Annotated in this window: 24 protein-coding genes, 1 pseudogene and 1 riboswitch; of the genes and pseudogenes, 8 read left to right on the top strand and 17 right to left on the bottom strand. The window is 35.2% G+C overall.

What is annotated here, in order from left to right:
* Positions 1-32: 32 nt before the first annotated feature.
* From ACFOY7_RS13870 to ACFOY7_RS13860, 3 genes are all read right to left on the bottom strand, one after another.
* Positions 33-2,354, bottom strand: a complete 2,322-nt coding sequence (locus ACFOY7_RS13870; RefSeq protein ID WP_390252693.1) for a DNA internalization-related competence protein ComEC/Rec2 — start codon at positions 2,352-2,354, stop codon at positions 33-35.
* A 161-nt stretch (positions 2,355-2,515) separates the two neighbouring features.
* Positions 2,516-2,974: a ComE operon protein 2 gene (locus ACFOY7_RS13865; protein ID WP_390252692.1), complete on the bottom strand. Its 459-nt coding sequence runs from the start codon at positions 2,972-2,974 to the stop codon at positions 2,516-2,518.
* 78 nt (positions 2,975-3,052) lie between these two features.
* Entirely contained in the window at positions 3,053-3,643 is a 591-nt protein-coding gene (locus ACFOY7_RS13860; protein WP_390252691.1) for a helix-hairpin-helix domain-containing protein, read from the bottom strand.
* 88 nt (positions 3,644-3,731) lie between these two features.
* Here ACFOY7_RS13860 and comER point away from each other — a divergent pair.
* Positions 3,732-4,562 (top strand): annotated as a pseudogene (gene comER / locus ACFOY7_RS13855) (late competence protein ComER); the annotation flags it as partial.
* 126 nt (positions 4,563-4,688) lie between these two features.
* Here the strand turns inward: comER and ACFOY7_RS13850 are convergent.
* From ACFOY7_RS13850 to ACFOY7_RS13835, 4 genes are all read right to left on the bottom strand, one after another.
* The gene (locus ACFOY7_RS13850; protein ID WP_390254107.1) at positions 4,689-6,239 is read right to left on the bottom strand and encodes a sensor domain-containing diguanylate cyclase; all 1,551 of its coding nucleotides are present in this window, start codon (positions 6,237-6,239) and stop codon (positions 4,689-4,691) included.
* A 142-nt stretch (positions 6,240-6,381) separates the two neighbouring features.
* Positions 6,382-6,993: an ATP-binding protein gene (locus tag ACFOY7_RS13845; RefSeq protein WP_390252690.1), complete on the bottom strand. Its 612-nt coding sequence runs from the start codon at positions 6,991-6,993 to the stop codon at positions 6,382-6,384.
* Between the two features lie 245 nt (positions 6,994-7,238).
* Positions 7,239-8,063: a metallophosphoesterase gene (locus tag ACFOY7_RS13840; RefSeq protein ID WP_390252689.1), complete on the bottom strand. Its 825-nt coding sequence runs from the start codon at positions 8,061-8,063 to the stop codon at positions 7,239-7,241.
* A 17-nt stretch (positions 8,064-8,080) separates the two neighbouring features.
* Positions 8,081-8,515 carry a GNAT family N-acetyltransferase gene (locus ACFOY7_RS13835; protein WP_390252688.1) on the bottom strand — a complete coding sequence of 145 codons (435 nt, stop codon included), beginning with the start codon at positions 8,513-8,515 and terminating at the stop codon, positions 8,081-8,083.
* Positions 8,516-8,559: 44 nt separating this feature from the next.
* Between ACFOY7_RS13835 and ACFOY7_RS13830 the strand changes: the two genes are divergently transcribed.
* The 4 genes from ACFOY7_RS13830 to ACFOY7_RS13815 are packed head-to-tail and all read left to right on the top strand — an operon-like array spanning position 8,560 to position 11,532.
* Positions 8,560-9,198, top strand: a complete 639-nt coding sequence (locus tag ACFOY7_RS13830) for an RNA polymerase sigma factor (protein ID WP_390252687.1) — start codon at positions 8,560-8,562, stop codon at positions 9,196-9,198.
* Positions 9,195-9,626, top strand: coding sequence for a hypothetical protein (locus ACFOY7_RS13825; RefSeq protein WP_390252686.1), 432 nt, complete (start codon positions 9,195-9,197; stop codon positions 9,624-9,626). Before ACFOY7_RS13830 ends, ACFOY7_RS13825 begins: the two co-directional genes overlap by 4 nt.
* Positions 9,623-10,699 carry a hypothetical protein gene (locus tag ACFOY7_RS13820; protein ID WP_390252685.1) on the top strand — a complete coding sequence of 359 codons (1,077 nt, stop codon included), beginning with the start codon at positions 9,623-9,625 and terminating at the stop codon, positions 10,697-10,699. Before ACFOY7_RS13825 ends, ACFOY7_RS13820 begins: the two co-directional genes overlap by 4 nt.
* Positions 10,696-11,532 (top strand): hypothetical protein, encoded by an 837-nt coding sequence (locus ACFOY7_RS13815; protein WP_390252683.1) that lies wholly within the window; start codon positions 10,696-10,698, stop codon positions 11,530-11,532. The genes ACFOY7_RS13820 and ACFOY7_RS13815 overlap by 4 nt, the downstream gene beginning before the upstream one ends.
* 595 nt (positions 11,533-12,127) lie before the next feature.
* Here ACFOY7_RS13815 and copZ read toward each other — a convergent pair.
* From copZ to ACFOY7_RS13800, 3 genes are read right to left on the bottom strand one after another with little or no spacing between them, the layout of a single operon-like run.
* On the bottom strand, positions 12,128-12,331 hold the full coding sequence (gene copZ, locus ACFOY7_RS13810; RefSeq protein ID WP_390252682.1) for a copper chaperone CopZ: 204 nt from the start codon (positions 12,329-12,331) through the stop codon (positions 12,128-12,130).
* A 19-nt stretch (positions 12,332-12,350) separates the two neighbouring features.
* On the bottom strand, positions 12,351-14,735 hold the full coding sequence (locus ACFOY7_RS13805; protein ID WP_390252681.1) for a heavy metal translocating P-type ATPase: 2,385 nt from the start codon (positions 14,733-14,735) through the stop codon (positions 12,351-12,353).
* A gap of 14 nt (positions 14,736-14,749) precedes the next feature.
* A complete protein-coding gene (locus ACFOY7_RS13800; RefSeq protein WP_390252680.1) occupies positions 14,750-15,052 on the bottom strand; it encodes a metal-sensing transcriptional repressor in 303 nt (100 codons plus the stop codon).
* Positions 15,053-15,235: 183 nt separating this feature from the next.
* Between ACFOY7_RS13800 and ACFOY7_RS13795 the strand changes: the two genes are divergently transcribed.
* On the top strand, positions 15,236-15,565 hold the full coding sequence (locus ACFOY7_RS13795; RefSeq protein ID WP_390252679.1) for a thioredoxin family protein: 330 nt from the start codon (positions 15,236-15,238) through the stop codon (positions 15,563-15,565).
* Between the two features lie 450 nt (positions 15,566-16,015).
* Here ACFOY7_RS13795 and ACFOY7_RS13790 read toward each other — a convergent pair whose 3' ends face one another.
* The 3 genes from ACFOY7_RS13790 to ku all read right to left on the bottom strand — a co-directional run bounded on the left by ACFOY7_RS13790 (position 16,016) and on the right by ku (position 17,447).
* Positions 16,016-16,111, bottom strand: coding sequence for a putative holin-like toxin (locus ACFOY7_RS13790; protein WP_390252678.1), 96 nt, complete (start codon positions 16,109-16,111; stop codon positions 16,016-16,018).
* A gap of 258 nt (positions 16,112-16,369) precedes the next feature.
* A complete protein-coding gene (locus tag ACFOY7_RS13785) occupies positions 16,370-16,549 on the bottom strand; it encodes a small acid-soluble spore protein H (protein WP_390252676.1) in 180 nt (59 codons plus the stop codon).
* Between the two features lie 61 nt (positions 16,550-16,610).
* A complete protein-coding gene (ku, locus tag ACFOY7_RS13780; RefSeq protein ID WP_390252674.1) occupies positions 16,611-17,447 on the bottom strand; it encodes a non-homologous end joining protein Ku in 837 nt (278 codons plus the stop codon).
* Positions 17,448-17,536: 89 nt separating this feature from the next.
* Between ku and ligD the strand changes: the two genes are divergently transcribed.
* A complete protein-coding gene (ligD, locus tag ACFOY7_RS13775; protein ID WP_390252673.1) occupies positions 17,537-19,300 on the top strand; it encodes a DNA ligase D in 1,764 nt (587 codons plus the stop codon).
* 123 nt (positions 19,301-19,423) lie between these two features.
* On the top strand, positions 19,424-19,627 hold the full coding sequence (locus tag ACFOY7_RS13770; protein ID WP_390252672.1) for a zinc ribbon domain-containing protein: 204 nt from the start codon (positions 19,424-19,426) through the stop codon (positions 19,625-19,627).
* Positions 19,628-19,675: 48 nt separating this feature from the next.
* Here the strand turns inward: ACFOY7_RS13770 and ACFOY7_RS13765 are convergent, their stop codons facing one another.
* From ACFOY7_RS13765 to ACFOY7_RS13750, 4 genes are all read right to left on the bottom strand, one after another.
* Positions 19,676-20,923 carry a hypothetical protein gene (locus tag ACFOY7_RS13765; RefSeq protein WP_390252671.1) on the bottom strand — a complete coding sequence of 416 codons (1,248 nt, stop codon included), beginning with the start codon at positions 20,921-20,923 and terminating at the stop codon, positions 19,676-19,678.
* Positions 20,924-21,063: 140 nt separating this feature from the next.
* A complete protein-coding gene (locus tag ACFOY7_RS13760; RefSeq protein ID WP_390252670.1) occupies positions 21,064-22,167 on the bottom strand; it encodes a DUF4145 domain-containing protein in 1,104 nt (367 codons plus the stop codon).
* Positions 22,168-22,248: 81 nt separating this feature from the next.
* Positions 22,249-22,926: an RluA family pseudouridine synthase gene (locus ACFOY7_RS13755; protein WP_390252669.1), complete on the bottom strand. Its 678-nt coding sequence runs from the start codon at positions 22,924-22,926 to the stop codon at positions 22,249-22,251.
* A 148-nt stretch (positions 22,927-23,074) separates the two neighbouring features.
* Positions 23,075-24,181 (bottom strand): 5-methyltetrahydropteroyltriglutamate--homocysteine S-methyltransferase, encoded by a 1,107-nt coding sequence (locus ACFOY7_RS13750; RefSeq protein ID WP_390252668.1) that lies wholly within the window; start codon positions 24,179-24,181, stop codon positions 23,075-23,077.
* A gap of 93 nt (positions 24,182-24,274) precedes the next feature.
* A riboswitch (SAM riboswitch) is annotated at positions 24,275-24,387 on the bottom strand.
* Between the last annotated feature and the right edge of the window lie 163 nt (positions 24,388-24,550).

The following is a 24,550-nucleotide window of genomic DNA, read 5'->3' as shown; positions in this document are numbered from 1 at the left end:
AAAACGAGGCTTATCTGCAGGTCTCGTTTTTCTTATTGCACGTTACCTTTTGTATTATTTACTGCATCATATGGAAAATAAGTTGAAAACGTTCCACTTTTATTATTAAAAATATAGGTTACTGCCCCATGTTCGTCTGTACGAAGAACAATATTACTTGAAGATTCTAATCGGTCTACTACATCGGCACTCGGGTGGCCATATCTGTTCCTTCTCCCTACAGAAATTATACTAATGAGCGGTTGTGTCTCCAGTAAAAATTCCTCGGATGTTGATGTGTCACTGCCGTGATGAGCTACTTTTAATACATCTACTTGTAATTTTGGATAGTTATTTAATAATTCAACTTCACTTTCCTCACCTATGTCTCCTGTAAATAACCATGATAAACCACCAAATTTTGCATACAATACTAAAGAATTTTCATTTGTATCTTCCATATCTTTATATGGATGCAATACCTTAAGTTTATGGTTCCCCATAATAATTTCTGAACCCGCTTTTGTTGGCTGATGGATCATACGTCTGTTTAACTGATTATAATCCTTAACATATTGTTCATTAAAAAAAGCTGATGTAATGAGATAATTTACTTGAAAATCTTTTACTATAAAAGGGAAACTGCCGATGTGGTCATTATCTCCATGCGACGCAATAATAGCATCCAATTTTGAAATCCCGCGCGAATGAAGATATGGACGAATAATTTGTTCATAGACTGAACTGGTTGCGGAAGAATAATCTTTATTCATCCTCCCGCCAGCATCAATAAGGAATACGTTGCTACGATGCGGCAACTCAACGATAATGGCATCACCTTGACCAATGTCCAAAATAGTAATTCGTCCGTTTGAGTCTAAATATGGAAATATACTAATGATCATTAAACTTCCCACAAGCAATGTTCCCATAAGAAAAGCCTCCAGCTCCCGTTCCTTTTCCAATAAAATAAAAAAGCATAATAAAATGAGATAATAAATCATAATATATGGTGCCGGAAGTGAGCCAACTGTCCATGTATTTGAAATCAACTGATCCATTGTGCTAAGGAGAACAAGGAAATGGTGATGAATAGAATGGAATATATAATTTAATATCGGGAGAAACTGCGGCACCATCAAACTGCAGCAAATCAGAAGGAGGAATGGGAGTACAAAAAGCGAAAAATAGGGAATAACGATGACATTTAAAAGTATAGAAAGTGGCTGAAACTGGTAAAATGCATTAATTTGAAGGGGTAAAATAACCAACATACTTATCATACTTATTCGAAGGATAATCCAGCCATTTCCTATATTATCTGCTGCTATTTTTTTTGAGAACAGGATAGAATAAGTCACAAGAAAACTGAATTGAAATGCAAGAGAATGAACAATATATGGGTCTGCCAAGGTCATAGCCAAAAAAACTAAACTAAGCACACTTGATGTTTGCAATGGAATTCTCCATTTTCTTAAAACAATTAAAAATAATGCAAGAATACTTGCCCGCCAAACGGATGGAGCTGATCCAGCGATGACTGGATAGATTGGCAGAATGGTGACAATAATTCCCTGTATCTGTTCCTTTGTCATTCTTACCATATATAAACCGAAAAAATAAAGACATGTTAACAATAACCCTACATGCAGACCAGATATCGCTAATAAGTGTGACAATCCCCAATTTTGAAAAAGCTTGACTGTCTCATCTGGAAGCAGGTTGCGGTCACCGAACAGTAAAGCTTTCATCCAAGACATTGTGAAATGATCTGTATTGTTGTTCAGTTTTTCTAAAAGTGTATTTCGGAAATTGTACAATTGCTGAACAAATGATGAACCTTCACAATTAGCTTGATTTGTATCTGCAATCACAAATTGGCCTGAAAAACCTTGCTTTTTTAAAAATTCCTGATAATTAAATTGACCAGGATTAGTTGCATTGGTATCAGATTGAAAGGTACCATGCAGTGTACAAAAACTTCCATGCTGGAATGATTTTATATGCTCATATGTATTTTCCTCTTCATCGAAAAAATAATAGACTTTGATAACAGTTTCCCTTACCTTAAAATCGAATGAATAGGAATTATCAGTTAGGGTGAGGTCTGAAGTGATTGTTCCTTGAAGGTTAGTTAAAGAAGTTAACTGATCCGGAGGCAAATTATTAGGAGCTGCATTGTGGAACCAGCCTATCAAAAATACAATTAAGATGCTGAAACTGAAGCTAATTGACCATCTTTTCGCAGCAATAAAATAGATGACTGTACTACCTGTTAGTAAACAAAGCCAATAATCGCCATTTCCCTTAATGAATATGGCAATAACATAAACAATTACATACCAATGCCATAAATGACCTATTACAAGCACCACCTTCCAACCGCTTACTTGTTTGTATTTATATCATAATTGGATGTGATAGACTGAATATAGCACTTATCTACTTATGATAAAGATAGAAAGCTTAGAGGGAATCCTCGCATCTCCCCCATGCCGTAATGTTTTTCTCCATTTCCACCAACAAAATATCATCATCACTGATTCGGTATTAAGTTAATTGTTGCTTTATCTAACACTACTTTTTCTACTTTAATATTTGCTTCTTTAAATAACTCGATTGCATATCGGTGATTTTTGTAATCTGCAGCATAGTAAACTGTCTTAATCCCGCTCTGAATAATTGCTTTACAACAATTTAAACAAGGAAAATGTGTGACATAAATTTCAGCCCCCTCTGTTGATGCCCCGAATTTAGCACATTGTAAGATTGCATTCATCTCTGCATGAACGGTTCTGACACAATGACCATCAATTACATAACAACCATCATCGATACAGTGAACACTGCCAGACACACTACCGTTATATCCCCCTGCAATAATTCTTTTATCCCTAACAATGGTAGCACCAACCATTAAACGCTCGCACGTGCTTCTTAATGCCAATAAATGACTTTGTGCCATAAAATATTGATGCCAAGAAATTCTCTCCATAAAAAACGCTCCTTACCATTTTTATATTCAACTATCTTTCTAAAAGTTTAGCGATACATTATCAATGAGTCAATAGACTTATGGAACTTGTATGTATTCTTCTATCTTTTCAATCGTTTTTTCACCAATCCCACTCACTTCAGAAAGATCTTCTAGCGATTTAAATTTTCCATATAAATCCCGGTGCTCTATAATAGCATTTGCCTTTACTTCACCGATCCCTGAAATTGTCATCAAGTCACCTTTGTCAGCATGATTAATTTTTACTCTTCCATCTGATGTCTTCGTTTCATTACTATTTAAAGGATCATTACTATCCGCTGTCACAATAATGACCATTTCATCATAAACACGTTCTGCCATGTTAACAGATTCCATTACTGCATTATCTGTTACTCCTCCCGCTTTCTTGATAACATCTTTTACCCGATCATCATTGTCAACCTCATAAACACCTGGATACACTACTTCTCCTTTTATATCTACCATTGCAGTGATACTCTCTTCCTCCTCCAATTTCCGGAAAGCTTCAGTTTCCTGCGACTGATCAAATGCAATATTCTTTTGTTCAGTAGAACTATTTTTTGTAACAGAAGGATTAATCAGGACCCATATTAATATCACCATTCCAAAAATGGCTATATACCAATATTTTCTTAAGAGTGTCATAAAATCATCCCTTTCGCATAGAATTATATAGTTATTTATCCAAATTTATTTATTAGCTTAACCCAATGGAAAAACAAAGGAGGCGAATAAAATGAAATGGGGAATAATAGGTACTGGAAATATGGGGCAAGTGTTAGTACACGCATTTGTTCAATCCCATGTTGTTAACCAGAATGATTTGTACATCACTAATCGATCAATTAAAAAGGCATATCTTCTTAAAGAAACATACCAAAATATACATGTAGAAGAGGATGTATCAAGCTTAATCAATGCCGTTGATACATTATTTATTTGTGTAAAACCAAATCAGATGATTCCATTATTAAATGAAATAAAAGATGTATTAACAGAACAGCAACTTCTCGTTTCCATTACAAGTGCTTTATCTGTCCCGGAAATTGAATCGATCGTTAATTGCCAAGTAGCAAGAATGATCCCTAGTATTACAAATCAATCATTAGCAGGTGTAACACTAGTTACCTTTAGTGATAAGATGGATATTTCCAGAAAGGAATTATTCTTGAAAAGATGTAAAGGCTTTTCAGAACCAGTGGAAATTGAAGAAGATATTGTTCGAGTAGCATCCGATATTGTTTCTTGCGGACCCGCTTTTTTCGCATATCTGGCCCAAAAATTTATCAAGGCTGCAAGTAACTCAACAGAAATAACAAACGAAAAGGCAACGGTATTAATGGAAAAGATGTTTGAAGGTTTTGGAACATTACTTGCAGACAATCATTTTACACTGGAAGAACTAATAGATAAGGTGTGTGTGACTGGAGGCATAACAGGTGTGGGCATTGCTAGTTTAGAGGAAAATGGAAAAGACTTGTTTTATCATTTGATTAGCGAAACACATAACAAATTTAACGAAGAAAAGAAGAAGATCAGTGCAGAGGTAAATAAATTTTCCTAATGACATTATATAGTAAGTGTTGCAAGATTACTAGTCATTAGTTGATTTTTTTAAAGTGGATATCTGTAAATATGAAGGAGTTGACTGATCACAACTCCTTCTTTATGTTTCCCGTGTTAATATCAGTTAAGATATTGGCTCTTTGATTTGATATACCTCTATATGATCTCTTCCGCCAGCTTTTGCTTGATATAAAGCTATGTCCGCTTCATGATAAGCTTTTTCAAAAGGTAAGATTTCTCCGATCTTACTTGAAGTAATTCCAATGCTAACCGTTATTCGTTCTTCTTTACAATTACTTAATTGGATCGGTTGCTCTGCTAACAATTTCTGGAAACCTTTGGCAATTTGAATTGAATCATCTCTGCACTTATCGATTAGTACAGCAAATTCTTCCCCGCCAATCCTCCCGACAATAGCATGAGCACTTTGATTCGCGAAATATTCATTTAACAAAAGAGCTAGTTTCCGTAATACATGGTCACCTGTCAAATGACCATAATTGTCATTAAACTGTTTGAAATAATCAACATCAAGAAGCAAGAATGTAAAAAAATTATCCGCACTCACTATATTTTTATACCTTTCCATAAAAGATCTTCTGTTCGAAATATTCGTTAATTCATCATAATGTGCCAGGTGATATAACTTTTTTTCGATCAGCTTCATCTCCGTTAAATCGGTAACAACAACGAGCTGCATCCCGTTATTTTCATTACCTGTTGGAACAATATTAATTTTGAAATAGGAAGAATGATAATGCCATTCAAAACGTTTATGCTCCCTTTGACAAACTGGTAAGATAACTTCCTCTTCATTTCGGAAAATTTCTGAAACATTCTTCCCCATCAATTGCTCTTTTGCAATATTCCGGCCAAATATATGTTGAACAAAGCAGCTGCCTGACTGATTTATTTCAATCAATCTATTATTTGAATCAAATAATAGAATCCCTTCATCAAGTGACTCCAATATTTGTTTGCTTGAAAACGGCCAAACAGAATTTAAATCATATCTCTTGTTGACAATAATTAACAGAATAGCCATCATAGTAAAAGATAATGCCATTTCTCCAGGGATGGAGTAGGGAATAAACGAAAAAAACATAATAAAAAAGACAGGTATAAATATAGCAATAGCAGAGAAAATGTGGTTCCAGCGGTTGTAAACAGGTATGTCATTCATATTTCGCATCAATAAAAGAATGGTAAACAATGCCAAGAAGGTTGGGTAGGCAGATAGTACCATGCTTAATCTTGTTGGCAGAATGGACAGTTCAGAGAGACTCCATATTTCATCAACAGTAATGCTTGTACGCATCCAGCCATGCAAATGATCAGTATATATTAACAGCAATGTTATAATTGGTGGAATAGCTAGTAAACACGTATATATTATCGTTTTTTGACTATTATGTTTATTTAACTCCATTGCATAACCAAACAAGATAATAGGAATCAGATATAATGAAATCTGCTGCAAATTCCGCAGCCATATCATCAAGACATATTCATCAACAAGTAACTCTATAGCAGTTAATATAATAAACAAGCTTATTAATAATAATGAAATAGATAAATAAATGCGGCTTAGTGTTCTAGGTCTTTTTAATAATAAGACACCAACAAAAAACAATAATAACCCCATAATAGATAAATAATATGTATATGGCTCCATCCACTCCAAAATACACGCCTCCAGAATAATTAAAATATTATATTTGCCGTATCTCTCACGATTTCTGGGAAGAAACTATACTGAACTCACTCTCCTCAGCTCCAATTGTTTACACTGACAAACCATTCATAATGTTAGATGATTAGTTTAAACCATCTAAAATTATAATTAAGGTCGAACCGTTGGAAGAGGTTTTAAGAAGAAGCTGTTTTGACATTTTCATCATTACTGTGAATCCATGGCCAAGTGACTCTTTTGTTGAAAAACCAGTTTGCGTTGTTATTTGTGACAATATTTCTAATGGAAAACCAGGTCCTTTATCTTGGATAACTATACGAAACTCATTTGGCTTATAATAGATGCTCATTTTTCCCTTGTTTGCATGTTTGATTACATTGGTAACAGCTTCAGAGATGATTAACTGATAGTTCATAAGTATCGGTGTTCTTATACCTGTTTTTTCGAAAGCTTGATTTGCAGCATATCTAGCCAATGGAATATCCTCTTTACTGTTAATCCGCATGTCACATAAATGTTTCCCTTGGCAATAGGTTTCAATTTGGTCATAAGAAATTAACCGGAATTTACCTTGGGTAGCTGAAGAGATAGCATCACGGTAAACATTCCACTTTTGTTGGCTAAATTTATTCTTTCCTGTACACTCACTTGTTTTTCCCTTACTTAAACTAATTTTCAAATGATCAATATAGAATTTCCAGTATAGTAATATATTTATTTCACAAAATTTTTTCATCATTTTCCCCTATATAAGAGCCCTCCTTACAGCATATTGATCTTTCGTCACCCTAAAAAAATCGGTCAGTAGTAGACATCCCAGTTCAATTTCAATTGGTATGGAAGAAAGAATCAAACTATTGTTGTTTTACCATAACTTTACCATAATAATGACAAGTTAGGTACATCCCCAGCAAATTTCCTTATCGTAATTGTTTTATTCAACGCCAGCAAAGATCGAAATGATATCTGCAGCTGCAGTTTTTAACTTTTATTTCCCCTAATATGAATAATGCTGATTTGACTTTGATTTAAAAACCGTACAGGCAATCTTGTCGTACCTGCCCCACTATCTATATATAATAATTTTCCTTTTTCCCACTCATATACCCCTTTATCGAAATAAGGGAATAGACCTTGGTCTGGCACCATAACTGAACCGATAACTGGTAGCCTGATTTGCCCGCCATGTGTATGACCGCTCAAAACCAAATCAATTGAAGTTCCAGTTAAATATTTCACAGCATTGGGAACATGTGATAAAAAAAGCGTGAAATTCCGATCATCAACTTTTTGAAGCAGTTCTTTTATGTTGCCGTTTTTTAAAGAGTCACCAGATATGCCCATTAGTTGAATTTGTTCCTCATTATGTTGTAAATATGTCGTCTTATTGTCTAAAATTCGCACACCACTGGTCTCAAGTTGTAGAAGAAATTTATTAAGATACAGATTATCCCTCTCATGATTGCCTGTAACATAAAAAATGTGCTGGTTCATTTTTTTAAGCTCATTTACAAACCTTATAACTGCACGAAAATCCATTGTTTTTCTGTCAATTAAATCACCTGTGATAACGATTATATCTGCATTCACCCGTTTTATTTGTTTTATTAGTGATTGGTGATGGTTACCAAATGTCTTATTGTGGAGATCACTGATTTGCAATATCGAGATATTGTTATCTTTCCTTAATCTGTTAGTCATGAATGTTACTGGAGTTACTTTAACTACATTCGTGTCATGATACACCTTACCTAACAGACCTAATATAGATAAGGCTCCTGATACATATAAGATTTTTTTTAACAAGGTGAAAACCCCTCTCTCTATATACGATTCCACTTCATTACAAGTTCTTGTTCATTTGTCACCACATTAACTCTTTCTTCACTTATAACGAATCCGTGTCGAGAATAAAACTGTATGGCATGTGTATTTTTTCTGTATACTTCAAGTTGCAGGTGTGACCCAAGTGATTTAGCTTTATTGAGCAATTGGCTTCCTATCCCGTTGGATTGTGCAAAGGATTGGACAAATAAACCAGCAATATAACTTCTATCCATTAATCCGATGAAACCTGTTACTTCATTTTCCACACTCTCTTGGAAAATATAAATATCAGCAAGATCAAGCATATTTTTCACTAAATCAAATTTAGTGATCCAATATTTTTTATCAATAAAGTAATGTGCCGATATGTTTTCTTTGAGCCATATCTTCATCACTTCCTCCACATTTGTATGTTCCATCCTTCTTATCATAAGAATCTTCCTCTGCATATCAAGTTATACGGTATATTTACCCATTGCCATTACTTTCTTTTAAAAAAAATAAAAAATTATGTAGTAATCTTAATATTTTTTTCGTCTATTGTACAGAGACAGTTGGAAGGGGGGAGAGAGCTATTCAAGATGATGTATTAATAGGAAAAGTAAAAACAGGCAACAAGCAGGCATTAAGGCTGTTGATTGAGAAATATAAACATCATGTATTTAAAGTAGCTTATAGTGTGATACATGATGAAAAAGAAGCTGAAGATGTCGCACAGGAAACGTTTATTAAAATGATTTATGCTCTCCCATCCTATCAAAATCAAGGATTTAAAACATGGATAAGTAGAATTGCCTTACATAAAGCAATTGATCTTAAAAGGAAAAAGCAAAGGCAGCAAGAGGATCTTACCAGATTTGAAGAAGATTACTTATATGCAGATGAAAGTCGTGTAGATCAGATGTTGTTAGCAAAAGAAAAAGAGGAACTTGTCCAAAAAGCAATCAATCAAATGCCAGTAAAGTTTCAGCAAGTAGTTAGACTTTACCATTTTGACGGCCTGCAATACAAAACTATAGCAGATAAGCTTGACTTAAAAGAAACTACTGTAAAAATGAGGCTTTACCGGGCAAGGGTGTGGATGAAGGAAAATTGGAAGGAGGAAGATTTTTGATGGTACATATTCATAAAGAAAAGCTATTGAAATATTGCGGGAATCAATTGGCAAAAGAGGACCAGTCAATAATTGATCGCCATTTAACAGAATGTGAATCATGCTTCTCCCTTTACCTTGATGTTATTGAAACCTTTCCTGTCGAACGTTCCGTTTCTGAAACATTTACAGAGAAGACAATTGAGGAAATAGAAAGATCTAAATCATTCAATCAGGAAAATCATCAAACAAAAAAGCAGAGTCACATCATGGTCCACTATTTCCTTGCTGCTGGTCTTACCCTGTTTTTCACATTTAGCGGATTATTTGAAGAGGTTATCCAAATATCCGACCAGAAAGATGTCGGTACCAGAGTATCTATTTCAGAGCAATTAATGAATAAAACGACTGATATACTCGATCAGATGAAGGAGGAAAACAACAAATGAACAAATCACCGATATTAGCTTTATTTCTCGCATTGTTTCCCGGCTTTGGTCATATTTATTTAGGCTATAAAATTCGTGGAGCACTGTATCCGATTTTCTTTTTAGGCGCTCTTGGCTTAGGTATCATTACAGGTATTTTAATCTATAGTGATGCAATTTTTCTTCTATTCTTTGCTTTAGCAGGAGCTTTATGGTTTATCAATATGTTGGATATTATTATCACAATCATTAGTCGTAAAGCAGTAGATAATACTAGTACAGGGGAGGTACATCCTGCTAATTTAATTCAAAATGAACGCTTCATTACCATTCTATTATCATTCATGCCAGGTGTCGGTCATTTTTACTTAGGACTTACACATCGCGGCTTGACACTGTTAGCAGCTTTTTTAGGGATAATCTCAATGGTTTTGTTTATTTCATTTTTAACGAGCGGTGTTTTCCTGATCTTTTTACTAGCACTCCCGATTATATGGGTATACAGCTTGTTTGACATTATTCAGTTATTGAATAAAAAACAAGCAGGTGAGATACTGCATGACCGAACAATTATGGATGATTTTGATCAACTGCGACAAGAAAACAGGAAAAGTAAAATACTTGCAACAACGTTATCTATTTTCCCTGGTGCTGGTCATATGTATTTAGGTTTACAAAAACGAGGATTACAGTTAATGGCAGCATTCCTGTTATCGATCTATATACTTGATGTATTGCATTTAACTTTTTTCCTTTTTATCATCCCAATCATTTGGTTCTACAGCTTTTTCGATGCATTACAGTTAGCAAATAAATATGAGGAAGAATTGCTTGAAGACATTCCTATCTTCAAACAATTAGCTAATCATCAAAAATGGTTAGGACTAGGGTTAATTGTACTCGGCTGTTTCTATTTGTTTGATACGATTTTAATGCCGGTGGTTGCGGAACAATTCAGGGAGCTCTATGACATTAATGTCTGGCAATATTATCACCAGTATTTTCAAGTAACAATTGTATGTCTCCTATTGATCGGAATTGGAATTAAACTAATGATCGGTACGAAAAAAAGAAAGAAGGTGAACGTAAAATGAGACAATGGCGTGTAGGTTCGATCTCTATGGGGTTATCATTAATAGGACTAGGTGTGGTATTGTTTATCTCTCAATTCACTAATTGGGAGATAAGCAAAATTGCCCTCATTTGGGTCCCCATATTATTAATTGTCTTAGGTGCTGAAATTTTAATCTATTTATTTTTAGCTAAGAAAGAACAACCTATCATCAAATATGATGTGTTCTCCATCCTTTTTATTACTTTTATCGGTTGTATGTCGATTGTTTTTTACGTTGGGGCAAGTTCCGGAGTATTAGCTGCTGTAAATAATTATATCAATGATGAGCAAATATCAGGTGCTCTCCCGGTTATTGAAGAAAAGATCGATAATAGCATTGAAAGGATTGTCATTGATTCAAAAAATGGTTTAGCAAAGGTAACAGCTAATGAAGCAATGGCAGTATCTATTTTTGGTACCTATCAAACGAATGCGGAGAATCAACGATTAACGGAAGATGATGTGGCATCTATCCATCAAGTTGACAATACACTATATGTTAGTCTTTTCTCACCACCTAACCATAACGGCTGGGATTATCACTATACAAACTATTATCCAACCATCTCGTTACCTAGCAATGTTGATGTAGAAATTACAGGATTTACAAACCAAGTAAACCTGGAATTAGCTGACCTTCAAGCAAACTGGTACATTGATGGAACAGATATTGCCCGCCTGAAAAATAAAGAACAAGCGAATTTACTGTTAACAATCGACCATATCAATGAATCTGGACAAAACGAGGTGCAAACATTTGGTGAAGGACAACATTCCCTTAAATTCGGAGAAGTTGGTTCATTGAAAGAATAGCAATTGGTGTTATGAGGTGCTCGCCCCGCTTGATGCCGCAGATTGACTACTTTTCACCATGGCATTTACTCCCATGACTACTACAATCAGTTCTTCTAGAATGCTAGTGAGTGAATAAGTGAATTTTATAATTTATTTGATCATTTGTTGTATAATAATTAGTTTTTGAAAAGCTGAACATCATCTGTTTTAATACCCCTAATTCTTGTTCAGGACTGGATACAACCCACTTTCTTAATAAGGGGCGAAACTTTCCTGAACATAGGATATTTTCTTCATTATCCTATATAGAAACACTTGATTCAAATGGACTTTTTAAATCTAATAAGCCTATTTCTTCATTTTTATCATTATTAATTACCGTTTTCCCAGCAGAAAAGAAATTATCAGAAATATAGATTTTTTTATCAATACTATTTCTCCCTTTAAAAAGTTATCTTAATACTATGTAGTAAAATATCGGGAAGATGGGATGGTTCATTGGCAGATAATGTGGTTATACCTGCATATGTTTAACACAGGAAAACAGGTTAGCATATGTTTAACTAATTATGCTAACCTGTTCCAATCATTCCGTTAAATTAGTAATCAAACGTTACATTACATCATAACCCTGTTCTTCCACTGCTTCTTTTAATTCATCTACAGATACTTTCTCTTCTTGATAATTCACTTCAACTTTTCCTGTATTAAGATCAACTTTGGCACTGTTTACACCGGTTAATTCTGTTAGTGCTCCTTCTACTGAGGCTTTACAATGCCCGCATGTCATTCCTTTTACATCTAATATTGTTTGCATATCATCTGCTCCTAACATTTTATATTTTCACTCGCTTCAGGCGAAGTGAGTTTGATACAACACTTACTGAACTAAATGCCATTGCTGCGCCTGCAATCCATGGTGCAAGCAGGCCGACCGCTGCAATCGGAATACCGGCACTGTTATATGCGAATGCCCAAAATAAGTTTTGACGAATGTTTCTTATTGTTGCATGACTTAACTTAATTGCTTTCGGTATTAAAAGTAATTCTCCACCTAAAATGGTGACATCTGCTGCTTCAATCGCAATTTCCGTACCTGTACCTATTGCAATACCAATATCCGCAACGGCGAGGGCTGGCGCGTCATTAATTCCATCACCAACCATAGCAACTTTCTTTCCTTGTAATTGTACCTCTTTTACTTTATCCGCTTTTTCTTCCGGTAAAACTTCTGCAATAATTTTGTCAATCCCCACTTTGCCAGCAATTGCCTTAGCCGTTCTTTCATTATCCCCAGTCAGCATGATCACATCAAGTCTTTGATCTCTTAGTTGCTGAATCGCTTCTTTCGCCGTCTCCTTAACAGTATCAGCAACTGCGACTATGCCCCTAAATTCCTGGTTAATGGCAATAAGCATTGCGGTTTTCCCACTTTCTTCGCAGACTTGCATTCGCTCTTTCGCTTCGCCAATATCAATTCCATTATCAAGCATCCATTTGCGATTCCCTACTATTATCTCTTTTCCTAAAATAGTCGCTTTAATACCATGCCCGGGTATTGCTTCAAAATAGTTAACTTCCTGGAGTTCAATCTGATTTTCTGTTGCATACGCAACAATCGCTTCAGCTAGCGGGTGTTCTGAGTTTTTTTCAGCACTTGCAAGTAACTGTAATGTTTCATTATCACCCGTGAAATCAGTTACCTCGGGTTTCCCTTTTGTGATTGTTCCTGTTTTGTCTAGAATAATTGCTTCAAGCTGGTGAGTCCGTTCTAAATGTTCCCCGCCTTTAAAAAGAATACCAGATTCAGCAGCTTTTCCTGTACCAACCATAATAGATGTTGGTGTAGCAAGACCCAAGGCACATGGACAGGCAATAACAAGTACAGCGATAGTTGCCACAAGTGCTGATTCGATATCACCTGGTGCTGCAAATGCAATCCACACAATAAACGTTAGTAAAGCAATACCTACAACAACTTGAACAAAATGCCCTGATATCACATCAGCTAATCGCTGGATCGGTGCTTTGGATCCTTGTGCATCTTCTACTACTTTAATTATGGAGGCAAGAGCTGTATCTTTCCCTACTTTGGTTGCTTCGACTTCAATTGTTCCGTTTTTATTCATTGTCGCACCTATTACAGTAGAATCACTCGTTTTCTCAATCGGAATGGATTCTCCAGTCAGCATCGATTCATCGACAGCTGTTGTTCCTTTGACCACCATACCATCAACAGGTATCTTTTCACCTGGTTTTACGATTATTTTATCTCCAACCTTCACTTCTTCGATCGGCACCATCACTTCCTGGCCACCTTGAATAATTCTGGCTTTTTTTGCTTGTAAATGCAATAATTTCGAAATGGCTTTTGTTGTTTTACTTTTGGCAGATACTTCAAGATATTTCCCAAAAAGGATAAGAGTGATAATAACAGCACTTGTTTCAAAGTAAAGGTGTGGCATGACTTCAACCAACCCTATCGTTCGTACTGTTTCATACAAACTGTAAAAATAAGCAGCACTCGTACCTAATACAACTAGTACATCCATATTCGCCCCACCATTGCGAATATTCTTATATGCACCAACGTAAAATTGCCAGCCGATTATAAATTGAACAGGTGTCGCAAGGACAAACTGGAACATAGGATTCATGAAAATAGCAGGTGCTTGAACTCCCATTAACGGAAAGATCATCATTAATACTAATGGTGCTGTAAGGATGGCTGAAATAACCAGTTTATTTCTCATCCGATTTAATTGCCTTTCCTTTTGAGTGTTGTCTTCCTTTTCAATATTTTTCCTTTCGGCAGAATACCCGAGTTTTTTTATTCTAGCAATAAAGTCATCTACTGTAACGACAGCTGGCTGAAACTCAATTGATGCACTTTCTGTCGCTAAATTAACACTTGCTTTATTCACACCAGATAGTTTATTTAAAACCTTTTCGATCCTGGTCGAACATGCGGCACATGTCATACCTGTTATATTCAGGTCGATAGTTTCCGGTTGGACACCATAACCAAGTTTCTCGATTTTTTGATTGATTTCTGATAAATTACTTTGGGAAGGATTAAAAGCAATATTCGCTTTTTCTGTTGCTAAGTTAACTTGTGCATCAACGCCTTCCATTTTATTTAGAACCTTCTCTATCCTGCTGGAACACGCAGCACAAGTCATACCAGTTATTCTTAGTGTTGCCTGTTTCCTTTCACTCATCTGAGAAGCACCCCCTATTTAGTAAATTGTTTCATTACTTGCAAAAGTTCCCTGATTGCATCATCGCCATCCCCGGATAATATTGCATCACTAACACAATGTTTCATATGGCGTTCTGTAACCGAATAACCAACTTTCTTTAAGGCAGCCTGGATTGCACTAATCTGAACTAAAATATCCATACAGTAGCGGTCCTCTTCGACCATTTTTTGAATCCCTCTCACTTGACCTTCTATCCGTTTTAAGCGGTTTATCACCGCCTGTTTCTCATCACTTGATCTTGGCTTACTGGGGTGACTATGCAGAAATTCATCCATATCAAATCACTTCCTTATTTTTATAGTTATACTATACCCCCCTACCGTATTTTTTGTCAATGAATATATCTTACCTTTCAATAAATAGATAAAATTAATTTTCCCAAAATTTCAACTTCCCATCCTCTGCCTTTCTTTTCATCAATGTATTAGCTATAGTATAGACAGAAGGAGGTATGGATGATGAATTTCTTTACAGAATTAAGAACAGAAACTGAAATCAATCACTTTATTCAAAGCAGACGGCTTACATTTATCTATATTTCTAAAAATAATTGCAGTGTATGTCACAGCTTATACCCGCAAGTTCATTCAGTAATGCAAGAATTTCCGGAAATTAAACTTGGATCCATTGTTATTGATAATTACCTAATGTTAGCAGGTCAATGGAGTATCTATACTGCACCTGTTCTTATATTGTTTGTTGATGGAAAAGAATATTTAAGAGAAGCTAGGTACGTACCTATTGATTCATTTCGTAAAAAAGTACAGCGAATATATGAAAACTTTTAAAAATATAACGAACTCAACCTCAATAACAAATATAGCAATATGAAAATCATTAATTTAAAGCATTAACATAAATATATATGGCAGAAAAGGAATAAAAGGTTGTTTTATTAGGAGAGGAATACATAGGAAGTTTAAGGAATCCGGCGTATTATTATGGAGATATTAATGGCAACCAGAATTTTAATAATTGTTCAAATAGTAGAACGCAATAAGACTAACAGAATGGCAAGAGCCTATTACAATAATATGGATTTTACCAGCAGCATTTCTTTTCATAAAGAGGTTCAAACTTCCCAGGATGTTTCATCTATGCTATAATAAGATAGGAAAAGCATATAATAATTAACCCACAGCTGGCACTGTGGGTACAGATAAGCGGTTCCCCCAGAGGGTTCGGCTGCAATGGTTGCATAGACCTCACCTAGTCACTTGCAGGGTAAATAGGGAGGTCTATTTTTTATTGATCAATGATATGATCAATGCGAGTAATGTAATGATAAAACTGCCAAATCCAAAGAGGACCATAAATGTTTCATACATACTCATAGGCATTCCCCCTTTCACTGGGGCTAGCCGACCTCACCTTAAAAGAACATTATCTTATTCGATTATACCATATATGTAATAGATTACAAGAACAAACGTTCTGTTAAATTTAATAGAAGAACGAATGATGAGCATACCTTTCTTTCGGAATTCTGAATCATTGGAGACCATTTTGCAATGATTGCTTCCCAATAAATAATTAGACCTGAACTAAAAAATCTTTGGAATGGATAATCCCAAAGATTTTTCTTATAATATCTATTGCTCAATTAATTGATCGATACGGACACTTTGTTTCTGTTCAGGATTGTGCAGGGGATGAACTGTTGCTTGTCCATTACTTTGATCAACATGCTCGATATAAATTTTCTCTCCATTATATGTGACATGATACATCTCGGGTGAATTTAGAATTTCCTGTGCTCTTTGTGCATCCATATTTTTCACACTCCTTTTTCCTTATTTTCTGCTCAATTTCTGCTTTCTATACACTAATGTTTTAATTTGCCTTCGCTGTCTTTCTTGTTGTTGTTTTTCTCTTGGCTGCAGGTTTCTTTTTCTTTGTTTTCGTTTTTTGTAACGATTTTTCAAGTGCTTCCATTAAGTCTGTCACATTATCATGCTTCTTCGGTTCTTTTGCTGTTGACACTTCTTCCCCTTTACGTTTTTGTTCAATTAAATCTAATAAAGCTGTACGGTAATCGTCCGTATATTTTTCCGGGTCAAACTCTGTTGTTAACTGATCTATTAACAATTTTGCTGTGTCTAATTCTTTCTCTACAATTTTCGTCTCCTCGGGTACGTTAGGTACCTCTTGGAAATTACGTACTTCATCAGGAAAATGAATGGTCTCCATTACTAACGTGTTTTGATACATTCTTACAACTGCTAAATGTTCTTTTGATCTGATCGTTATTTTAGCAAGACCGATTTTTCCTGTTTCGTGTAAGGCTTCCCGAAGTAATACATAGCCTTTCGTACCGCCATCGTTTGGTGAAAGGTAATAACTTTTATCAAAATAAATGGGGTCAATTTCTTCTAATTTAACAAAATCAACAATTTCTACAGCCTTTTCCTCATTCTCATCTCTAATAGCCTCTAAATCATCATCTTCTAAAATAACGAATTTATTTTTGGTATACTCAAATCCTTTTACAATGTCATCATTCGCTACTTCTTTATCACAAACAGGACATACTTTCTCATATTTCACTGGTGAGTGACACTCTTTATGCAAATTCCTTAATGGGATATCTTTATTCTCTGTTGCTGAATGAAGCTTCACAGGGATATTTACTAATCCAAAACTGATTGTGCCTTTCCACATTGTATGCATTGTTCACACCTCTTTTTTTCTTAGTTTTATCGTTAGTTGTTATAATCATTCATTAAATAGCAAAAATAGAAAGGAAGGAGTTGAATACAATGTGGCAACCAATGTTACCTGTACTTGTAAATAAGGCGGTTGAGCATCGCGACTGGATATATGAAGTTAAATATGATGGTTTTCGATGTGGACTGGAATGGAAACAATCTGGGGTGAAATTATGGAGCAGGAATAATCATGACCTAACCAGCCAATTTCCTGAAATAGTAACATGGTGCAAAGAAAATGAACCTTATGTGAAAGACTTTTTGCCATTATTTCTTGATGGCGAACTTGTTATTTTACGGACACCATACCAGGCAATTTTCTCACAAGTCCAGCAAAGAAGCAGAATGAAAGACAAGAAAAAGATCACCACAGCAAGTGCTGAAAGGCCTGCCAATTTTATCTGCTTTGACCTGCTTTATTCCAGAGGAAAATCGATAATCAAAAAAACATTAGAGGAACGTAAACAGCTGTTAAGAGAAGTTTTCAAAAACTTTTCCGAAGATGCTGATACATTATCCAATCGTCTTTCGCTTATTACCTTCTATCAGTCATTAGAAGAAATACAGCAAATTATATTTCTTCATCAGTGTGAAGGCATGGTTTCTAAGCAGAAACATTCTCGTTATGTATATGGAAAACGAACAGAAAATTGGCAGAAAGTAAAAAATTACCGAATAATACAAGGGGTTATTACAGGGTATAATTCCGAGAATGACTATTTCGATACGGCAATATATCATAATGGCAAATGGATAAAACTTGGAAAAATAAAAAATGGGATCAAGTCAGAGGAACGAAAAACGCTGACGTCTTTTATTCATCAAAATGGCACAAAGATTGGCAAAAACACTTGGCACATTAACCCAAGTATCTGTGTAAATATAAATTGCCTGGATGCAGAGAATCAGGAATTAAGAGAACCTAATTTTGGCGGATTTCGGTTTGATTTAGAACCGGAAGAGTGTACATATAAACAGTTAGAGTTACAATTAGTCCAATTGCCGGAAGCATTTGAAATCACAAAACCAGACAAATTGCTTTTCCCTGACAAATCAAAACGAGATATTATTATCTATTATCGTCAAGTTGCTGCATTTATTTTACCGAGATTGCAGGATAAACATTTAACTACAATCAGATATCCTGATGGAATTGAAGAGGAATCCTTTTATCAGAAACACTTGCCAAATCATGCACCTGAATATATTGAATCTAATAATAACCATCTATTATGTAATAATTTAGAAAGTTTATTGTGGTTTGCTAATCATGCTGCGATCGAGTTTCATGTTCCGTTTCACAGAATGGATAGGAATTACCCTGATGAAATAGTGTTCGATTTAGACCCACCATCATTAGATGAATTTCCATTAGCTGTGTTAGCAGCAAAACTTATTAAAGACTTACTAACATACAAAGGATTTCCTTCTTTTGTTAAAACATCAGGCAGGACAGGACTTCAAGTACATGCACCTATTCATAATGAACCGTTGAGTTTTAACCAGACAAGGGAATTAATGGAGGCGATTGCCAATGTGCTTGTTGAAAAATATCCCGATTCTTTCACAACAGAACGATTGATTAAAAACAGGGGAAAGAGATTGTATCTTGATTATGTTCAACACGCACCAAAGAAAACAATCATTGCACCATATTCGACTCGGGCGACGAAGGAAGCAACTGTTGCTACACCATTATTCTGGGAGGAACTTGATGAAAATTTGGACCCAAGAATATTTACAATTGATACAGTGCCTGAGAGATTAATGGATAAAGGGTGCCCTTTGCTTGCTGACGGGTGGATGAAAACGTGAAACTTTTGGCACATTTAGGCTGTTATAAGTAAAGTGCAAGGCTTATTTCGCACTACCAATATTTATGATATGATAAATCTAGAAGATACCAATTTTTTAAATTTGAAGAAAAGAGGTGTCCATATGGCGAATAATGGTTGTATCAAATGTGGAAGTCGAAATGCAGCGCAAAAAGAAGTTGCAATGACAGGAACAGGTTTATCGAAAATGTTTGATATTCAGCACAATCAATTCATCGTAATATATTGTGAAGAATGCGGCTATTCCGAATTTTATAACAAGCATGCATCAAAAACTTCTAACATATTAGATTTGTTTTTCGGTTAATTAGAAAATCCTGTTAGGTTAAAGCCTTACAGGATTTTCTTCTAATCATTATTCTTCTAATAGCAATTGTTGATTTAGTTCCAGTGGGATGTCAGCTAATCCGTAATTTTCTTTTTCTAATTCTTTAATATTCTTCTTAATAGTTGCAACTTGATATTTCCATTGGATTAATTCTTTTTTTAACATTTCCTGGTACTTTTTATGCTGCTTTTCCCATTTTTTAAAATCGGTTATTTTTTTCTCCCAGTCTTTAATCCGCTTCTGTTCCGCTTCCTTAAATGAGACATTGGAACTTAATATATCCTCAACCATCTCGCTTAAATAATAACTCGCTTTTCTTTCTTCATTTTTGATTTGGATCGATGTACCAATGCTTGAGAAAGTTTTACTTATTTGTGAAAAAAAACTGTCAGAATTTCGCTGAGCCGGATGTGATCGATATATTCTCCCAATTTTTTGCTGAATTTCTTCATATGCCTGACGGTTTGTTTCAAACGATTGATTCACTTGCAATTTTTCCAAATCAGCATATTTCAATAGACTTTGCAAAGTCTTTTTCTCTAAAGAGATTTGCTGTTTGGCATGGCGGATTTGTTTTTGAATTTCGTTAATAATCTTTTGGTTTTCATCAAAATCGTTTTGAACACCATCCCGTTCCACTTCTAATTCGGCCATTTGCTTATGTAAAGTATTATAATTGTTAAATCGATTTTGCCATTCGTTCAGAAATAATTGCAAATCACTGTCATTAAAATCCTGAACTTGTTTGGACAGAAGGATAGCTATAATCACTTCTAAAAGCCTGTTCCCTGGATGACTTCTTGATAAAAATCGATTATTTGAAAGAACATTCTTTACTACCTTCACATCTTTAAAGAGAAGAATGGAAGGAGTTGCTAAGGGTTCTTTACTAAATAATTTATCGAAATGAGTTTGGATAAAAATGCTTTTTCTCTCATTATCTGAAATAGCTTGTTTCAGATTTTTATTATCTTTAGATAATTGATGAAAAGCTTGGTTGAAGATGTAGGACGATTGTTCAAACAAGACTTTTTCATTCGAGTAATTTAGCCCCTTTAACTTAAACAATTCGGTCATTTTCAAGAAAATATCGACCTGCATTTTCTCTTTATTATGACTTCTCAATTTTTCCATTTGTTCCTCAAGATATGAAGCAAAATTCACTTGATTCATTGACAGAACACTACTCAATGGTGAATTAATTAATAAGATATAAAGCATTTTCAGTTCAGATCCTGTAAGCATAATCACACTCTTCACAAGATGTCCATCCATTTCCATCACTCCTATGTTGTCATGAAAATATTATACTTCATTTAAGAAAAAAGTATAGTACTAAAAAACATGGGGAAATAATTAATTATCCGTTTTGTCATACTACATATCACTGTAATTGACTGAAAATACGCATCCAATTATTGAAAATTTTTTAACTGGCGGAATAATTTTTCTACCGTTCCTACCCCTACTCTATCGTATTTGGCAAGGACTAAAAGTTCTTGTGGCAGCTGTCCTACTTTGTTAATATTATCTTCATGCATTTGTCTGAGGAAATTAGGGAAGCCGCTGAAATTGTCTTCCGTTAAGAGTGTAGTGGCTAAACCATCGGTCATAATTATATATTCTGAACGAAAGAATAAAAACAACTCGCCAGGGTGCTGCTGAAAAACATTTCGCCGAATCCTCTCCTCCTCAACGAATTGTTTCAGATCTGAAAAGAAGTATGCTTCATTTTCTTCTTTATACCGTTTCACAAGTTTCGACATTCCATTAATCCTGGCAGGTAACTCACTCATAACCCGTCCCTGTTGGACACCACCTAATGCAATCATAAATCGTTCTGCACTTGGGAACCTTTGAGGCAATAAAAATGCATCTCGAAGAAAGTAAGGAATCTCTATTTGCTCATTATTATACTGGATGACTCGAATCGTTGTATCACCTGGAAGAAGTACAGTTTCCGCTATAGGTACATTCTGGTGTTTTTCTAATTCCTTATCAGGATTTGTTACTTGATTAATTTGAATCGTCAAATTGTCCTCTAATTCTTTCAACCGTAAATGAATTTCCTGAATATCGTAAGTGTGCGCTTGTTCTATTGATGGATCTTTATATTCAGGGACTTCCACTGTTGCAGAGCCATATGTTTCTACATACCATTTAATCACAATGTAGAGTGATTCCCACGCAGATAATGCTTCTGAAAACCGGAAATTTCTTGTTTGATGTGCTGCATCATTACCTAGCAAGCGGATATTATGCATTGCATCACTTTGTTCTTTCAGGATAAGACCTTGATCCACTAAACAATGAATTCGATCATTTAAGCCTGTCTTTTCATATTCTGATATCTTTTCTAAATGAAAAACATGCTGGATAACTCCCTCAACAAATACTCGGGCATGTGTGAGCATTGTTCTGGGACTAGTAAATACACTGTATTCTAGTTCTCTGGCAATTTGAGCTAACTCAAAGGATATCTCCTGAAGAAAATAATAAAAATACTTTTTCTGTTTCATAATACCTAACCTCTCGATCAATCTTTTAATAGTTTATAAGACAAATAAAAGCAACTATCAAAAGATAGTTACTCTCCAATACTATATTGCTTCCCATAAATTCCAGGGATAATCATTTGGCGGGATGGAGTCACAATAGGTTTCTTCTTTTTTTACTGGGTGGTCAAATCCAATACAATGGGACCATAATGCAATTTGTTGTCCTGGTTTATTGACTTTTGCTCCATATTTCTGATCACCGAAGAGAGGGAAACCACGTGAGGCAAATTGAACTCTTATCTGGTGAGGACGACCTGTATGCAGATCAACTTTCACTAGACTAAAATTATTGGATGTTTCGAGAACTTGATAGTCCAATACCGCCTTTTTCGCTTTTGTCTCCCTTTCCGAAGCTGTCCTGACTATATTTTTTTGTCGATCTTTTACTAAATAATCCTCTAATCTGCCAGACTTCTTATAGGGCAAGCCATGAATCACCGCTAAATATTGCTTAGTGACAGAGTTTCTTCGAATCGCATCAGATAATCGGGATGCCGCTTTGGATGTTTTAGCAAATACCATGGCACCGCCAACAGGCCGATCTAATCGATGCACTAAAGCTAAATATACATTCCCCGGTTTCTGATAACGTTGTTTGATATCTTTTTTTAATATGTTTAACAGATCCTCATCTTGTGAGCGATCTGCTTGAACTGGAACGTTAACAGGTTTCTCGACAGCAAGCAGATGGTTATCCTCATGCAGAATCGGAATCTCCATAGTATCTCCAGACTCCTTTTTTTTATTGATGTCTTCGATCATACCATAAATTATACCTAGTTAAAATAGTCTCGTCCAAAATCTCTTTTGCTCTTACCAATAAAAAAGCCTTTGTCGCTTCTAATGCAACAAAGGCGTGTAAACCATTTTATCCCCAGATCTCTTTTGCTAAATCTACAATGTACTTCAATTTATTCCATTGGTCTTCTTCTGTTAATTTATTCCCATGGTGTGTAGAGGCAAAGCCGCATTGAGGACTTAAACACAGCTGATTTAATGGAACATATTTGGATGCTTCTTCTACACGAGCTTTAATCAATTCTTTATCCTCTAATTCTCCATTCTTTGAAGTAATCAGTCCAAGTACAACGTGAGCTCCGCCGTTCGGAATATGATCTAATGGTTTAAAACCGCCTGAGCGTTCATCATCATACTCCAGGAAAAAGCCGTTCACTTTTTCTTTTGCGAATAATGTCGGTGCAATTAAGTCATAACTGCCTTCAAATGCCCAGTTAGAACGATAGTTTCCACGGCAAAGGTGTGTTGTTACAATAAGGTCACCAGGTTTGTCTTCAAGTACGCCATTTACAACACGTAATGCCAAATCAATTAAGTAATCTCTTGAAAATTCTCCGTCATTAAACGGGATATCTGGTGAAGATAGTCCTGCAATATACACATCATCAAATTGAAGGTAACGAACACCCGCATCATAAAATGCTTTGATTGCATCACGATATGCCTGAATCACATCTTTTGCAAATTCTTCAATATCTGGATAAATAGAAGCATTGCGAATTCCTTCATTAAATAATTGATTCGGACTAGGGATTGTCTGTTTAGCAACCGCTCTTCCGTCAACAATTTCGTTAAATTCTTTAAAATCCTGAATAAATGGATGTTTTGGATTAAAAGAAACCTTGCCATTATTGCGGATATTATATCTCTCTGTTTCTTCTTCTCCATTAAAGATATAGCCAACTTCCGGAACATATCCTTCAATCCCGTTTAAATGCTCCAAAAAGTCGGTATGCCAGAAGCGACGGCGAAACTCTCCGTCAGTAACAAGCTCTAAACCTACTTCAATTTGTTTATCAACAATGTGTGCAATTTCTTTATTCTCCACTTCACGCAACTGTTCTGAGGAGATTTTCCCTTCTTGAAAATCTTTTCTCGCTTTCAGCAGACTCTCTGGTCTTAACAGACTTCCTACATGGTCGGCTTTAAATGGTGCTGTAATTAGTTTTGTTGTCATTGTTCATTCTCCTTTTTTTGGCATTTAACTTTTCTTAATTAGCATCAAAAAAGACCTTCTAAGAAGAAGGCCTTTCATTAGCAAAAGTCATTCTTCTTATCTTTTAGACTGTTTGACAGTCTATTGGAATTAGCACCGGGTCTATCGATATAGACTGGTTGCTGAGACATCGCAGGGCCAAATCCCTCCGCCTCTCTTGATAAGAAATTATTTAATTTTATAAAATGATACTTTCATTTCCAGGAATTATTTATATCCCGGATTAATGGATGGTGTAACTCAACCAGTAGCTAGTACTTATGAGTAACTGATTGTAAGTTTAATATATCGTTCAATAAAATGCAATACTTTTTTTCAAAGAATTCAGAA

The organism is Gracilibacillus xinjiangensis (assembly GCF_042651765.1).
Lineage (GTDB): Bacteria > Bacillota > Bacilli > Bacillales > Amphibacillaceae > Gracilibacillus > Gracilibacillus xinjiangensis.
The sequence above is the reverse complement of the archived record's forward strand: the minus strand, read 5'-3'. Positions and strand labels throughout refer to the sequence as shown.

Excerpts from the sequence above, each read along its gene's own strand:
- ACFOY7_RS13865 (WP_390252692.1), bottom strand. The coding sequence starts at position 2,974 with ATGGAGAGAATTTCTTGGCATCAATATTTTATGGCACAAAGTCATTTA.
- ACFOY7_RS13860 (WP_390252691.1), bottom strand. The coding sequence starts at position 3,643 with ATGACACTCTTAAGAAAATATTGGTATATAGCCATTTTTGGAATGGTG.
- ACFOY7_RS13850 (WP_390254107.1), bottom strand. The coding sequence starts at position 6,239 with ATGGAGCCATATACATATTATTTATCTATTATGGGGTTATTATTGTTT.
- ACFOY7_RS13845 (WP_390252690.1), bottom strand. The coding sequence starts at position 6,993 with ATGAAAAAATTTTGTGAAATAAATATATTACTATACTGGAAATTCTAT.
- ACFOY7_RS13835 (WP_390252688.1), bottom strand. The coding sequence starts at position 8,515 with ATGATAAGAAGGATGGAACATACAAATGTGGAGGAAGTGATGAAGATA.
- ACFOY7_RS13820 (WP_390252685.1), top strand. The coding sequence starts at position 9,623 with ATGAACAAATCACCGATATTAGCTTTATTTCTCGCATTGTTTCCCGGC.
- ACFOY7_RS13815 (WP_390252683.1), top strand. The coding sequence starts at position 10,696 with ATGAGACAATGGCGTGTAGGTTCGATCTCTATGGGGTTATCATTAATA.
- copZ (WP_390252682.1), bottom strand. The coding sequence starts at position 12,331 with ATGCAAACAATATTAGATGTAAAAGGAATGACATGCGGGCATTGTAAA.
- ACFOY7_RS13805 (WP_390252681.1), bottom strand. The coding sequence starts at position 14,735 with ATGAGTGAAAGGAAACAGGCAACACTAAGAATAACTGGTATGACTTGT.
- ACFOY7_RS13800 (WP_390252680.1), bottom strand. The coding sequence starts at position 15,052 with ATGGATGAATTTCTGCATAGTCACCCCAGTAAGCCAAGATCAAGTGAT.
- ACFOY7_RS13795 (WP_390252679.1), top strand. The coding sequence starts at position 15,236 with ATGAATTTCTTTACAGAATTAAGAACAGAAACTGAAATCAATCACTTT.
- ACFOY7_RS13790 (WP_390252678.1), bottom strand. The coding sequence starts at position 16,111 with ATGAGTATGTATGAAACATTTATGGTCCTCTTTGGATTTGGCAGTTTT.
- ACFOY7_RS13785 (WP_390252676.1), bottom strand. The coding sequence starts at position 16,549 with ATGGATGCACAAAGAGCACAGGAAATTCTAAATTCACCCGAGATGTAT.
- ku (WP_390252674.1), bottom strand. The coding sequence starts at position 17,447 with ATGCATACAATGTGGAAAGGCACAATCAGTTTTGGATTAGTAAATATC.
- ligD (WP_390252673.1), top strand. The coding sequence starts at position 17,537 with ATGTGGCAACCAATGTTACCTGTACTTGTAAATAAGGCGGTTGAGCAT.
- ACFOY7_RS13770 (WP_390252672.1), top strand. The coding sequence starts at position 19,424 with ATGGCGAATAATGGTTGTATCAAATGTGGAAGTCGAAATGCAGCGCAA.
- ACFOY7_RS13765 (WP_390252671.1), bottom strand. The coding sequence starts at position 20,923 with ATGGATGGACATCTTGTGAAGAGTGTGATTATGCTTACAGGATCTGAA.
- ACFOY7_RS13760 (WP_390252670.1), bottom strand. The coding sequence starts at position 22,167 with ATGAAACAGAAAAAGTATTTTTATTATTTTCTTCAGGAGATATCCTTT.
- ACFOY7_RS13755 (WP_390252669.1), bottom strand. The coding sequence starts at position 22,926 with ATGGAGATTCCGATTCTGCATGAGGATAACCATCTGCTTGCTGTCGAG.
- ACFOY7_RS13750 (WP_390252668.1), bottom strand. The coding sequence starts at position 24,181 with ATGACAACAAAACTAATTACAGCACCATTTAAAGCCGACCATGTAGGA.